At 59.9% G+C, this 12,744-nt stretch carries 11 protein-coding genes; 3 read left to right on the forward strand and 8 right to left on the reverse strand.

Annotated features, from left to right (window positions below):
- Positions 1 to 28: 28 nt before the first annotated feature.
- The 5 genes from J2Y90_RS09915 to J2Y90_RS09935 form a co-directional block, all read right to left on the reverse strand.
- The gene (locus J2Y90_RS09915; protein ID WP_253498974.1) at positions 29 to 1,192 is read right to left on the reverse strand and encodes a type III PLP-dependent enzyme; all 1,164 of its coding nucleotides are present in this window, start codon (positions 1,190 to 1,192) and stop codon (positions 29 to 31) included.
- 656 nt (positions 1,193 to 1,848) lie between these two features.
- Positions 1,849 to 3,006, reverse strand: a complete 1,158-nt coding sequence (locus J2Y90_RS09920; RefSeq protein WP_253498977.1) for an osmoprotectant ABC transporter ATP-binding protein OsmV — start codon at positions 3,004 to 3,006, stop codon at positions 1,849 to 1,851.
- Entirely contained in the window at positions 3,003 to 3,656 is a 654-nt protein-coding gene (locus tag J2Y90_RS09925) for an ABC transporter permease (protein WP_042608800.1), read from the reverse strand. The genes J2Y90_RS09920 and J2Y90_RS09925 overlap by 4 nt, the downstream gene beginning before the upstream one ends.
- Before the next feature lie 13 nt (positions 3,657 to 3,669).
- Positions 3,670 to 4,563: a glycine betaine ABC transporter substrate-binding protein gene (locus J2Y90_RS09930; RefSeq protein ID WP_253498980.1), complete on the reverse strand. Its 894-nt coding sequence runs from the start codon at positions 4,561 to 4,563 to the stop codon at positions 3,670 to 3,672.
- 20 nt (positions 4,564 to 4,583) lie between these two features.
- Positions 4,584 to 5,273, reverse strand: coding sequence for an ABC transporter permease (locus J2Y90_RS09935; RefSeq protein WP_172667905.1), 690 nt, complete (start codon positions 5,271 to 5,273; stop codon positions 4,584 to 4,586).
- 449 nt (positions 5,274 to 5,722) lie between these two features.
- Here J2Y90_RS09935 and J2Y90_RS09940 point away from each other — a divergent pair, with 449 nt between their 5' ends.
- The 3 genes from J2Y90_RS09940 (at position 5,723) to J2Y90_RS09950 (ending at position 9,660) form a co-directional block, all read left to right on the forward strand.
- Positions 5,723 to 7,306 (forward strand): peptide chain release factor 3, encoded by a 1,584-nt coding sequence (locus J2Y90_RS09940; RefSeq protein ID WP_016771727.1) that lies wholly within the window; start codon positions 5,723 to 5,725, stop codon positions 7,304 to 7,306.
- A gap of 749 nt (positions 7,307 to 8,055) precedes the next feature.
- Positions 8,056 to 9,237, forward strand: coding sequence for an MFS transporter (locus J2Y90_RS09945; RefSeq protein WP_253498983.1), 1,182 nt, complete (start codon positions 8,056 to 8,058; stop codon positions 9,235 to 9,237).
- 159 nt (positions 9,238 to 9,396) lie between these two features.
- On the forward strand, positions 9,397 to 9,660 hold the full coding sequence (locus J2Y90_RS09950; RefSeq protein WP_253498986.1) for a hypothetical protein: 264 nt from the start codon (positions 9,397 to 9,399) through the stop codon (positions 9,658 to 9,660).
- A 190-nt stretch (positions 9,661 to 9,850) separates the two neighbouring features.
- On the opposite strand, the gene J2Y90_RS09955 is transcribed toward J2Y90_RS09950, so the two are convergent.
- The 3 genes from J2Y90_RS09955 to J2Y90_RS09965 are packed head-to-tail and all read right to left on the reverse strand — an operon-like array spanning position 9,851 to position 12,736.
- The gene (locus J2Y90_RS09955) at positions 9,851 to 10,831 is read right to left on the reverse strand and encodes a peptide ABC transporter ATP-binding protein (RefSeq protein WP_253498989.1); all 981 of its coding nucleotides are present in this window, start codon (positions 10,829 to 10,831) and stop codon (positions 9,851 to 9,853) included.
- Entirely contained in the window at positions 10,831 to 11,799 is a 969-nt protein-coding gene (locus J2Y90_RS09960; protein ID WP_039759474.1) for an ABC transporter ATP-binding protein, read from the reverse strand. Before J2Y90_RS09960 ends, J2Y90_RS09955 begins: the two co-directional genes overlap by 1 nt.
- A 10-nt stretch (positions 11,800 to 11,809) precedes the next feature.
- A complete protein-coding gene (locus J2Y90_RS09965) occupies positions 11,810 to 12,736 on the reverse strand; it encodes an ABC transporter permease subunit (RefSeq protein ID WP_016771721.1) in 927 nt (308 codons plus the stop codon).
- Positions 12,737 to 12,744: the final 8 nt, after the last annotated feature.

The raw sequence follows: 12,744 nt of genomic DNA on the forward strand, positions 1-12,744 counted from the left end.
TGGGCGTTTTGCGTTGCGGCTTAGGTTCTTACACGTAAAACGACTTCAACGGCGGAAACCCGTTGAACTCAACCGCGCTGTAACTGGTTGTATAAGCACCGGTCGACAACCAGTACAGACGATCACCAATCGCCAGGTTCAGCGGCAGACCGTACTTGTAGTTCTCATACATGATGTCGGCGCTGTCGCAGGTCGGGCCGGCGATGACGACTTCTTCCATCTCGCCTTTCTTCTCGGTCCAGATCGGGAACTTGATCGCTTCGTCCATGGTTTCGATCAGGCCGGAGAACTTGCCCACATCGGTGTACACCCAGCGCTCGACAGCGGTGCGCGATTTGCGCGCAACCAGCACCACTTCGCTGACCAGGATGCCGGCGTTGGCGATCAGCGAACGGCCCGGCTCGAGGATGATTTCCGGCAGATCATCACCGAAGTCTTCCTTGAGGAAGCGGATGATTTCTTCGGCGTAGGTTTCCAGGCTGTTGGTGCGGGTGATGTAGTTGGCCGGGAAGCCACCGCCCATGTTGATCAGCTTCAGATGAATGCCGTCTTCTTCTTTCAGGCGCTCGAAGATCACTTTGACCTTGGCGATCGCCGCGTCCCAGACGCTGATGTCGCGCTGTTGCGAGCCGACGTGGAAGGAGATGCCGTACGGCACCAGACCGAGGTCACGGGCGAGGATCAGCAGGTCCATGGCCATGTCGGTCTGGCAGCCGAACTTGCGCGACAGCGGCCAGTCAGCCGTGGTCGAGCCTTCAGTCAGAATACGTACATAGACTTTCGAACCCGGTGCAGCCTTGGCGATGTTGCGCAGGTCGGCTTCGGAGTCGGTGGAGAACAGACGCACACCCTTATCAAAGAAGTAGCGGATGTCCTTGGATTTCTTGATGGTGTTGCCGTAGCTGATGCGGTCCGGGCTGACGCCGCGATCCATCACTTTGTCCAGCTCGTAGATCGAGGCGATGTCGAAGCTCGAACCCTTGTCTTTGAGCAGGTCGATGATCTCGACGGCAGGGTTGGCCTTGACCGCATAGTAGACCTTGGCGAATTCGAAACCGGCGCGCAGGTCATCGTAGGCCTGGGCGATCATCGCGGTGTCGATCACCACGAACGGGGTTTCCTGTTTGTCGGCGAACGCCTTCATTTTGTCGAATGTAGCGCGCGCGAAATAGTCTTCGACCTGGATCGACATGCTGGGTGCTCCTATGGGCAAACTCGTAAAAACAATGGGTGCATGAACGCCCTCCGTATCCCCACTTTGGTTCGCCTACTTCCCAAGGCATGTCGCCGAAAGCAAAAAGGCCCAGAGATGTGCCGCTATCCCTTGGCCTTGCTGTCTCGTCGTCAGTACTTGAGCCGGATGGATCGTTTCCAGCATGGACGTTCGGCGCGAACTTTAGGGCGTGAGGGGCGTGAGATCAACTAAAAATGTCGCGTTTTTGCACGCTTCTGACGTGCGTCGCGTTCATCACTCCTTGTACCCGACCGAGATGACGGACAGATGTTCCCGGCGAATTTTCGAGTGTTAAACATATCTGCACGTTCGAGGTTTTTGTCAGCCAAGTTGTCGATAAGTCTGATAACTGCAACATCGGCGACGTTGGCAGCGAGGGAGTGTCAGGAGCGGGATTTTGGAGAGGGGAAGTCGTGAATCTGCGCGGCTTTTGCAGGTTTGCTTGTTGAGATTCTTTGCCGCCCTGTGAACATCGGTAATTCACACCGATCCCTGTAGGAGTGAGCCTGCTCGCGATAGCTTTTTCCCAGACAATATATTTGTCGACCGGGATGACGCCATCGCGAGCAGGCTCACTCCTACAAGGGACTGCATTTGCGCAGGCTAATCGGAGATCAAGCCACTACTGTCTCAGCCGGCGAGACGATATTGGTCTTCATCCCTCGCGAACGTCCCGAGCTCAGGTATGCCGCAATCGACTCCTGCGTCACCTCGCCGAGGAACACCCGTTCGGCGTCCATCACCGGCAACCAGGCGCGGTTGAACTCATACATGCGCGACAGCAGGATGCGCAGGTGCTCGTCGTACGCCGCCGTGGCGTTGAATTCACGGAGGAATTGCGCGCAGGTGCCGGTCTGGCGGTGCAGGTCGCGACGGCGCACATAACCCAGTGCCTTGTTCTCGGCACAAGTGACCACGACATAGCGACGGTCGTGCTCGTCCATCAATTCCAGCGCATCGGCCACTGGCGTCTCAGGGCTCACCGACGGCGCGTTGTCCGCCGCATCTTCCGCCTTCACCAACAACAGACGTTTGAGCGTGCTGTCCTGGCCGACGAAACTGCTGACAAAGTCGTCTGCCGGATGCGCGAGCAGGGTGTCCGGATGATCGATCTGCAGTAGCTTGCCGGCGCGGAAGATGGCGATCTTGTCGCCCAGCTTGATGGCTTCGTCGATATCGTGGCTGACCATGATCACGGTCTTGTTCAGCGCGCGCTGCATCTCGAAGAACTCGTTCTGAATCATCTCGCGGTTGATCGGGTCGACCGCGCCGAACGGTTCGTCCATCAACAGCAGCGGGGCATCTGCCGCCAATGCACGGATCACGCCGATCCGCTGTTGCTGACCACCGGACAGTTCCCGCGGATAACGATGCAGATACTGCTTGGGCTCGAGCTTGATCATGCTCATCAGTTCGCGAGCGCGGTCGTGGCATTTCTGTTTGTCCCAGCCGAGCAGCTTCGGCACGACGACGATGTTCTCTTCGATGGTCATGTTCGGGAACAGACCGATCTGCTGGATCACATAGCCGATGTTGCGGCGCAGGGTCACTTCGTCGAGATCGGTGGTGTCTTCGCCGTTGATGAGGATCTTGCCCGAAGTCGGTTTGATCAGGCGGTTGATCATTTTCAGCGTGGTGCTTTTGCCGCAACCCGATGGCCCGAGGAACACGCAGATCTCGCCTTCATTGACGGTCAGGCTTACCGAGTCCACGGCTTTGACATCTTTGCCGTTGCTTTGGAAGGTCTTGCTGAGGTTTTGAAGTTCGATCATTTCAGGAGTCCTTTTGGAGTCAGCGAGCGTTGCAGCCACTGCAAAACGAGATCGGCGAAAATCGCCAGAAGACTGACCAGCAGCGCGCCGACGATAAGCATCGACATGTCACTGCGGCTGATGGAGGCGAGGATCAACACACCGAGGCCGCCGGCGCCGATGGTCGCGGCGATGGTCATTACGCCGATGTTCATCACCACGGCGGTACGCACACCGGCGAGGATCACCGGCACCGCAATCGGCAGTTCAACCATGCGCAGGCGCTGGCCGAAGGTCATGCCGATACCCCGTGCAGCTTCACGGATGCCCGGTTCAACGCCAGTCAGGGCGAGATAGGTGTTGCGCATGATCGGCAGCAACGAATAAAGGAACACTGCGGTGATCGCCGGCAGCGGCCCCAGGCCCTGGCCGAACTTGGAGTAGAACGGCAGCAGCAGGCCGAACAGGGCAATCGACGGCACGGTCAGCAGCACCGTGGCGCTGGCCTGCAAGGGGCCGGCGAGGCTCGGAAAGCGCGTCATCAGAATGCCCAGCGGCACGCCGATGACGATCGCCAGGGTCACGGCGATGCCGACCAGGGTGATGTGCTGCCAGGTCAGGTGCATCACCTGCTGCCAGTCGAGATGGGAAAAGGCGTTCAGAAATTCCATGACTTCTCCTCTCTTAATTCAGTGGATGCTGGCGCAGGAAATCGGCGGCAACGGACGATGGGCTTTCGTGATCGACATCCACCCGCGCGTTGAGCTGGCGCATGGTTTCGTCATCGAACAGTTCAGCCAGCGGCTTGAGTTGCTCGGCCAGTTTCGGATTGGCGTCCAGCGTGGCCTGACGCACTACGGGAGCTGCGGTGTAGTCGGGGAAGTAATGCTTGTCGTCTTCCAGCAACTTCAGGCCGAACGCATTGAGCCGGCCATCGGTGGTGTAGACCAGACCGGCAAACACCTGACCGTTGCGCAGCGCGGTGTAGACCAGGCCGGCGTCCATCTGACGGATGTTCTTGCGGGTCAGGTTCATGTCGTAGAGCTTGACCATGCCGTCGAGACCGTCCGAGCGGTTGGCGAACTCGGTATCCAGCGCCACCAGATGATTGGTCTTGGCCTCGGCGCGCAGCACTTCGTTGAGCTGGCTGATGTTGCCGATCTGCGGATATTCCTCAGCCACTTTCTTGGGGAGGGCGAGGGCGTAGGTGTTGCTGAATTTCGACGGCGTCAGCCAGATCAGGCCTTTTTTTGCGTCGAGTTCTTTGACCCGGGCGTAGGACTGCGCGCTGTCGAGTTTTTCCGTGACGTGGTTGTAGGCTACCAGCGACACGCCGGTGTATTCCCAGAGCAGGTCCAACTGGCCGCTTTCGTGGGCGCTGCGAGCGAGGTTGCTGCCCAGACCGCCAGTGATCTGCGCGTCGTAGCCTTTGCTGCGCAGGTATTGCGCGGTGATTTCGGCGAGCAGGGTCTGCTCGGTGAATACGCGCGCGCCGAGGCGGATGAGCGGTTTTTCAGCGGCTTGCGCGATTCCTGCGAACAGCATGAGGCAGCCTACGATCAAGCTAAGTCGTTTCATAAATATTCCTTCGCAGAGCCTTAAGACGGGCGCAAACCGCGTTCCAGCCAGAGACGGCTGGCGAGGGTGACCACGCCATCGAGCAGCAGCGCCAGCAGCGCGGTGCACGCGGCGCCGAGCAGCAGTTGCGGCTGATTGTTCAGGGCGATGCCGGGGAAGATCAGGCTGCCGAGGCTGTTGGCGCCGATCAGGAACGCCAGCGGCGCGGTGCCGACGTTGATGGCCAGAGCGACACGCACGCCACCGACGATGATCGGCACGGCGTTGGGCAATTCGACTTTCCACAGCACTTGGCGCGGGGTCATGCCGATGCCGACTGCGGCTTCTTTCAGCGAGCCCTGCACATTTTTCAGGCCTTCGTAGGTGTTGCGCACGATCGGCAACAGGGAGGCGAGGAACAGCGCAAAGATTGCCGGGCCACTGCCGATGCCGAGGATGCCCAGCGCGATCGCGAGCACGGCCAGCGGTGGCACGGTGTTGCCGATATTGAAGATCTGCATGAAGCGTTCGGCGCGGCCGACCATGGTCGGGCGGCTGAGGAAGATGCCGGCGGGGATGCCCACGACAAGGGCGGCCAGCATGGAAGCGAGGACAAGAATCAGATGAGCTTGCAGGTAAAACAACAAATCGTCGCGGTAGTGTTCGATCGTGTTGATGCCGATCCAGTGGACCAGCAGGGCCAGGAGCGCGATCACCACCGCACCTCCCATCAGCCCTTTGCCATAGCGGATAGCCACAGGCGGACTCCTTTTTTTGTAGTCGGCGAGCGCTGCTCCGCGTGGCAGGACCATTTCTGGTTGCCGAAGTCAGCGTTCGCGAAAAGTAGCCGTTTTCCAGCACCGGCCAAGCGGCGTGAAAGCGAGCCATGAGCGCAGCCTCGTCAGGCTAACTTGCTGATTTTTCAGCCCCTGACGAAAATTCGTAACAGGGGATGGACGTCTCCGAGCTTTAAAAGGTTCCCACATAAGATGCCATCTGGCCACCTGTAGGAGCTGTCGAAGGCTGCGATCTTTTGACTTTGCTGGTAAAAAACACGATCAAAAGATCGCAGCCTGCGGCAGCTCCTACGGGTTTCGCGCGGCCGAGGGACGGTGGTTTGGCGATCACTTTTTAAGCTATACTCGCCGCCCTTTTTTGAATCACCGCCAGGCGATTTCCCATGACCCAACAGGCCGCCGAAGTCGCGAAACGCCGCACTTTCGCCATTATTTCCCACCCCGATGCCGGTAAAACCACGATCACCGAAAAGCTCCTGTTGATGGGCAAGGCGATCGCAGTGGCCGGTACGGTGAAATCCCGCAAATCCGATCGCCATGCGACATCCGACTGGATGGAGATGGAGAAGCAGCGGGGTATTTCCATTACCACGTCGGTCATGCAGTTCCCCTATCGCGAACACATGATCAACCTGCTCGACACCCCGGGCCACGAAGACTTCTCCGAAGATACCTACCGCACCCTGACAGCGGTGGACTCGGCGTTGATGGTTCTCGACGGCGGTAAAGGTGTCGAGCCACGGACCATTGCGCTGATGGACGTCTGCCGTCTGCGTGATACGCCGATCGTCAGCTTCATCAACAAACTCGACCGTGACATCCGCGACCCGATCGAACTGCTCGACGAAATCGAAGCCGTTCTGAAGATCAAGGCTGCGCCGATCACCTGGCCGATCGGTTGCTATCGCGACTTCAAGGGCGTGTACCACCTGGCTGACGACTACATCATCGTCTACACCGCCGGTCATGGCCACGAACGCACCGAAACCAAGATCATCGAAAAACTCGACTCCGACGAGGCGCGCGCGCACTTGGGCGATGAGTACGAGCGCTTCATCGAACAGCTGGAACTGGTGCAGGGCGCCTGCCACGAATTCAACCAGCAGGAATTCCTCGACGGTCAACTGACCCCGGTGTTCTTCGGTACCGCGCTGGGCAATTTTGGTGTCGACCACGTGCTCGATGCTGTCGTCGATTGGGCGCCGCGTCCGCTGGCCCGGGTGGCCAACGAACGCACCGTCGAGCCGGTGGAAGAGAAGTTCTCGGGCTTCATCTTCAAGATCCAGGCGAACATGGACCCGAAACACCGCGACCGCATCGCCTTCATGCGTATCTGCTCCGGCAAGTACGAAAAAGGCATGAAGATGCGCCACGTACGCACCGGCAAGGACGTGCGCATCGGCGACGCCCTGACGTTCTTCTCCTCCGAGCGTGAACAGCTCGAAGAGGCCTACGCCGGCGACATCATCGGTCTGCACAACCACGGCACGATCCAGATCGGCGACACCTTCAGCGAAGGCGAAGTCCTCGGTTTCACCGGTATTCCGCACTTCGCCCCGGAACTGTTCCGTCGCGTGCGTCTGCGTGATCCGCTGAAATCCAAGCAGTTGCGTCAGGGCCTGCAGCAGTTGGCGGAAGAGGGCGCGACCCAGGTGTTCTTCCCCGAGCGCAGCAACGACATCATTCTTGGCGCCGTCGGTGTGCTGCAGTTCGATGTGGTCGCCAGCCGCTTGAAAGAGGAATACAAGGTCGAGTGCTCGTATGAGCCGATCACTGTGTATTCGGCGCGCTGGATCGAGTGCGATGACAAGAAGAAGCTTGAGGAGTTTTCCAACAAGGCGGTGGAGAACCTCGCGCTGGATGGCGGTGGGCATCTGACCTATCTGGCGCCGACGCGGGTGAATCTGGCGTTGATGGAAGAGCGCTGGCCGGATGTGAAATTCCGCGCGACGCGGGAGCATCATTAAGCGTTGAGCTGAGTTGTGCGAAAGCCCCTGAGGTGAAGACTTGGGGGCTTTTTTTTGCCGGGTGTATATCCGTTTCTGCGGGTGTTGCGGCAGGCGGTTTCGCCCTTACGGCGAGTCACCTTTTTCAGACGCCAAAAAGGTAACCCAAAAGGCTTGCTCCTGCGTTCGGCCCTCGCAGGCTCGGGTTCCTTCGCTCCGGGACTGATCCGGGCGCAGCGGCTCCGGTTTGCTTCGCTGCACCTCCTTCCGCTGTGTCTGGCTGCGCCAGACGGTCGCTGCGCTCCCACGCCCGGATCAATCCCTCCGCTCAGCCTTCCGACGTCGCCGGTGGATCAAGATCAAGAGCAGGCGAGCTGACACTCGGCCTATTGAGTGGAGAAAAGCGTGGGTGTTCGGCTTTTGATTTGCATTGTTGCTGCCCCTCACCCCAGCCCTCTCCCGAGGGAGAGGGAGCCGATTGATGAGCTGTTCAAATCCTGAGTTCGGCTCGGTATTTCAGGTCGGCGTACCTTGCCCGAACAACCCGGACAGTCCCCTCTCCCTCCGGGAGAGGGCTAGGGTGAGGGGCTTTTGATCTTCAGCGCCGCGTGAAAAACGGAGTTGCATCCAGGTCAGGTGATTTCTCTGTAAGGCATTTTCCTTCAGCGTCGTAGCCATACTCTGCTTTTACGTCGCCTGACCTCACCCCCACGACATTCCAATCCAACCCGTCTACTGTTCAGCAAACCCTCGCGCCCATCGGACGTTACATGCTCAAAGGACTGACCCACTTCCTGCACCCCACCGGCTATTTCACCCCCATGGCCTGGGTCCTCGCAGCGCTTTTATTCATCAATCGCCTAAGCGCCATGGTCAAGCTGTTCATGGCGTTGTACCTGCGTCAGGAGTTGGGGCTGGCGATTGAAACCGTCGGCTGGTTGCTCTCGGCGTATGGCGCTGGCTTGCTGGTTGGTTCGATGCTCGGTGGCTGGCTCAGTGATCATGTGCGTACGGCGCGGCTGACGGCGGCGCTGTTTTTCGTTTCGGTGTGGGTGCTGATGCTGTTGGGGCTGGTGACGCAGGTGCCGTGGTTGGCCGGTTTGCTGTTGCTCAGCGGTGTCATCGACGGGGCGATTCGGACGTTGCACCAGCGGCTGATCATGGAGTATTGCGAAGTTGCGCAGCGCTCGCGGGCGCAAGCATTGAGTCGGGTTGCGCGCAATCTGGGCATGGCCGCTGCCGGGGTGGCGGGTGGAGTGTTGGCGCAGGCTGACTTTCGGTGGGTGTTTTTTGTCAGTGCGGCGATGACGATGCTGGCGTTGCTGTGGTTCGTGCGCACGACGTGGCGGCGACCGGTGCTGGTGCTTGAAGACAACTCCTCCGATGGCTCAAGCGTGCCGTATCGGGACAAGCCGTTCCTCTGGCTGCTGGCGGCGACGGCCGTGCTCGGCATTGCATTCGACACGGTGTACAGCACGCTGGGCAATTATCTGCGGGATTATTACCACCTGAGCACGGAAGCGATCGGCTGGCAGTTCGGGCTCAATGCGCTGTTGGTGATCGCTTTGCAAATCCCGCTATCGCACTCGGTGGAGCGTTGGGGCTGGCGTTGGCAGATGCTGGTTGGCAGTGTGCTGTTGGCCTGTGGATTGGGGATGTTGCCGTTCGGTTCCGGCTTGGCTTTTGTCTGTCTGTCGACGCTGATCTGGACGCTGGGCGAGGCGCTGTTCATGCCGCCGTTGAATGTACTGGCAATGCTCTTTGCCCAGAGCGGCAAGAGCGGTCAGTACTTCGGCTTGTTCTTTATGAGCTGGAGCGCCAGCGCGTTGTTGTCGCCGGTGCTCAGCGGTCAGCTCTACGGCCAGTATGGCGGGCACAGCGTGTGGCTGATGAGTGCGCTGCTGGTGTTGATCTCTATTCCGCTGACCTGGCAGGCCACGCGCGCCGCTTAGCTGTTTCAGTTATTGGCTTTATTCGAAAGCAATCTGTCCGCCGATAGCATTTCTCCGCTAGCTGCCGCGTCCTAAGTGGTGAGCCGGGCGGATCGCGACTAGATTTCACACGGAGCCAGTCCGGCAAGCATGTCTTAGCGCAACAGGATGGAGTCGGCCATGAAAAGCAGATTGCTACGGATTTTGATGTTGTTGAAAGTGATGGTGATGCTGTCCCTCGGTACCGCAACGGCGTGGGCCGAGTGCGAGGATCACGATTCGCAGGCGTTTAACGGCCAGGTCGGGCATAGCGGGCTGATGCTTGCCAAGTCCGACTCGGAGCCGGGTGATCAGGGGCAGGGCGGCAGCGCCGATGATGACGACTCGACCACTGACGAGCCGGACACCGATGATCCGGATGACGAAGGCGACAGCCAGACATAGATCGAAGGCAAAAGAAAACCCCTTCTGCCTCGACTGATGCGCAATCGAGGTGGAAGGGGTTTTTGTTAACTCTGGTTCGACGCAAATCCCCTGTAGGAGCTGCGGAACGCTGCGATCTTTTGATCTTGCTTCTGAAAATCAAAAGATCGCAACCTCGTTGCACTCGTCAGCTCCTACAGGTTGCTGTGGCTTACGCCGCGCCGTCGAGGAACTGCTCGGCGTAGTGGCAGGCCACCTGGCGATTATCCAGTTCCCTCAACAACGGCTCTTCCTTGCTGCAACGCTCGGTCGCGTACGGGCAGCGCTTGTGGAAGGCGCAGCCTGATGGCGGGTTGAGCGGGTTAGGCAGTTCGCCGACGATCTTGATTTTCGGCTTGTTCGGGTCCGGGTGAATGGTCGGGGTCGCCGACAGCAGCGCTTGGGTGTACGGATGCAGCGGGCGCTCGTAGATGTCGTTCTTCGGGCCCAGTTCCACCGGGCGGCCGAGGTACATCACCATCACGTCATCGGCCACGTGCTGCACCACCGCGAGGTTGTGCGAGATGAACACGTAGGCGGTGTTGAACTCCTGCTGCAGGTCCATGAACAGGTTGAGCACCTGGGCCTGGATCGACACGTCCAGCGCCGAGGTCGGTTCGTCCGCCACCAGCACTTTCGGTTGCAGCATCATCGCCCGCGCGAGGGCGATACGCTGGCGCTGACCACCGGAGAACATGTGCGGATAGCGCTGGTAATGCTCGGGACGCAAGCCGACCTGCTTCATCATCGCCTGGACTTTCTCGCGACGTTCAGTGGCCGACAGCTTGGTGTTGATCAGCAGCGGCTCGGCCAGTTGATCACCGATTTTCTGCCGGGGATTCAATGACGCATACGGGCTCTGGAACACCATCTGCACGTCTTTGCGCAGTTGCTTGCGCTCAGCCTTGTCGGCGCCGGCAACTTCCTGGCCGGCGATCTGCAGCGAGCCCGACGACGGCTCTTCAATCAGCGTCAGGGCGCGGGCGAGGGTGGATTTGCCGCAGCCCGACTCACCCACCACGGCGAGGGTCTTGCCGGCTTCCAGTTCGAACGACACGCCGTTGAGCGCGCGCACGGTGGCGTGGCCCTTGAACAGGCCACGGGAGACTTCATAGTGACGGGTCAGGTCGCGGGCGGTAAGTACGACGGCCATTACGCCACCTCCTGATTCAGCGGGTAGAAGCAGCGGGCGAGGCTGTTGGCTTTCGGATCGAGGCCCGGACGCTGGGTACGGCAGTTGTCCTGCACGTACGGGCAGCGCGGCGACAACAGGCAACCCTGCGGACGGTCGTAGCGGCCCGGGACGATGCCCGGCAGGGTCGACAGACGTGTGGCGCCGAGGCTGTGCTCGGGAATCGCCTTGAGCAGCGCTTCGCTGTACGGGTGCGCCGGGATATCGAACAGTTGCGGCACCTGACCGACTTCTACGGCCTGGCCTGCGTACATTACGCAGACACGCTGTGCGGTTTCCGCAACGACCGCGAGGTCGTGGGTGATCAGCACCAGACCCATGTTCTGCTCTTTCTGCAACGCCAGCAGCAGATCCATGATCTGCGCCTGAATCGTCACGTCGAGGGCCGTGGTCGGTTCGTCGGCGATCAGCAATTTCGGCTCGCCGGCAATCGCCATGGCGATCGCGACGCGCTGGCTCATACCGCCAGACAGTTGATGCGGGTAGGCGTCCATACGGCTGGCGGCGCCCGGGATTTCAACTTTTTCCAGCAGTTCGATGGCACGCTTGCGCGCTTGCTTGCCGGACATTTTCAGGTGCAGGCGCAGCACTTCTTCGATCTGGAAACCGACGGTGTAGCTCGGGTTCAGCGCGGTCATCGGGTCCTGGAAAACCATCGACAGGTCTTTGCCGACGATCTGCCGACGCTGACGATTGCTCAGCTTGAGCATGTCCTTGCCGTCGAAACTGAGCGAGTCAGCGGTGACGATGCCGGGATGCTCGATCAGGCCCATCAGCGCCATCATGGTCACGGATTTACCCGAACCCGACTCGCCAACGATGGCCAGTACTTCGCCTTTGTCGACCTTGAGGTCGAGGCCGTCGACCACCGGCGTGGCGGTCTTGTCGCCGAAGCGGACGTTGAGATTCTTGATTTCTAGCAGTGACATTTGAATCTCCTCAGGCGGCGTTCTTGAGTTTCGGGTCCAGCGCATCGCGCAGGCCGTCGCCCATCAAGTTGATTGCCAGCACGCTGAGCAAAATGGTCAGGCCAGGCAGACTTACCACCCACCAGGCGCGTTCGATGTAGTCGCGGGCCGAAGCCAGCATGGTGCCCCACTCAGGGGTTGGCGGTTGTACGCCGAGGCCGAGGAAGCCCAGTGCGGCGGCATCGAGAATCGCCGAAGAAAAGCTCAGGGTCGCCTGCACGATCAGCGGCGCCATGCAGTTGGGCAGCACGGTGATGAACATCAGACGCGGCAGACCGGCTCCGGCCAGACGCGCGGCGGTAACGTAGTCGCGGTTCAGTTCGCCCATCACGGCGGCACGTGTCAGACGCACGTAGGACGGCAGGGAAACCACGGCAATCGCGATCACGGTGTTGATCAGGCCAGGGCCGAGGATGGCCACGATCGCCACGGCCAGCAGCAGCGACGGCAGGGCCAGCATGATGTCCATCAGACGCATGATGGTCGGGCCGACCACTTTCGGGAAGAAACCGGCGAACAGACCCAGCAGGATCCCCGGAATCAACGACATCACCACCGACGACAAGCCGATCAGCAGCGACAGGCGCGAACCCTGGATCAGACGCGACAGCAGGTCACGACCAAGTTCGTCGGTGCCGAGCAGGAACTGCATTTGCCCGCCTTCCAGCCACGCCGGTGGCGTCAGCAGGAAGTCACGGTATTGCTCGCTCGGGTTATGCGGCGCGACCCACGGCGCGAAGATCGCGCAGAAAATGATCAGCAGCATGAACAGCAGGCCGGCAACCGCGCCCTTGTTTTTCGAGAACGCTTGCCAGAATTCTTTGTACGGCGAGGGGTACAGCAGGCTTTGATCCACGGCGGACGTGGCGGTGGCTACTGAGGAAGTTGGAGTGCTCATGGGTATTG

It is taken from the genome of Pseudomonas koreensis (assembly GCF_024169245.1).
Taxonomy (GTDB): Bacteria; Pseudomonadota; Gammaproteobacteria; order Pseudomonadales; family Pseudomonadaceae; genus Aquipseudomonas; species Aquipseudomonas koreensis_F.

Excerpts from the sequence above, each read along its gene's own strand:
- J2Y90_RS09940 (WP_016771727.1), top strand. The coding sequence starts at position 5,723 with ATGACCCAACAGGCCGCCGAAGTCGCGAAACGCCGCACTTTCGCCATT.
- J2Y90_RS09930 (WP_253498980.1), bottom strand. The coding sequence starts at position 4,563 with ATGAAACGACTTAGCTTGATCGTAGGCTGCCTCATGCTGTTCGCAGGA.
- J2Y90_RS09965 (WP_016771721.1), bottom strand. The coding sequence starts at position 12,736 with ATGAGCACTCCAACTTCCTCAGTAGCCACCGCCACGTCCGCCGTGGAT.
- J2Y90_RS09950 (WP_253498986.1), top strand. The coding sequence starts at position 9,397 with ATGAAAAGCAGATTGCTACGGATTTTGATGTTGTTGAAAGTGATGGTG.
- J2Y90_RS09925 (WP_042608800.1), bottom strand. The coding sequence starts at position 3,656 with ATGGAATTTCTGAACGCCTTTTCCCATCTCGACTGGCAGCAGGTGATG.
- J2Y90_RS09915 (WP_253498974.1), bottom strand. The coding sequence starts at position 1,192 with ATGTCGATCCAGGTCGAAGACTATTTCGCGCGCGCTACATTCGACAAA.
- J2Y90_RS09960 (WP_039759474.1), bottom strand. The coding sequence starts at position 11,799 with ATGTCACTGCTAGAAATCAAGAATCTCAACGTCCGCTTCGGCGACAAG.
- J2Y90_RS09945 (WP_253498983.1), top strand. The coding sequence starts at position 8,056 with ATGCTCAAAGGACTGACCCACTTCCTGCACCCCACCGGCTATTTCACC.
- J2Y90_RS09955 (WP_253498989.1), bottom strand. The coding sequence starts at position 10,831 with ATGGCCGTCGTACTTACCGCCCGCGACCTGACCCGTCACTATGAAGTC.
- J2Y90_RS09935 (WP_172667905.1), bottom strand. The coding sequence starts at position 5,273 with ATGGGAGGTGCGGTGGTGATCGCGCTCCTGGCCCTGCTGGTCCACTGG.
- J2Y90_RS09920 (WP_253498977.1), bottom strand. The coding sequence starts at position 3,006 with ATGATCGAACTTCAAAACCTCAGCAAGACCTTCCAAAGCAACGGCAAA.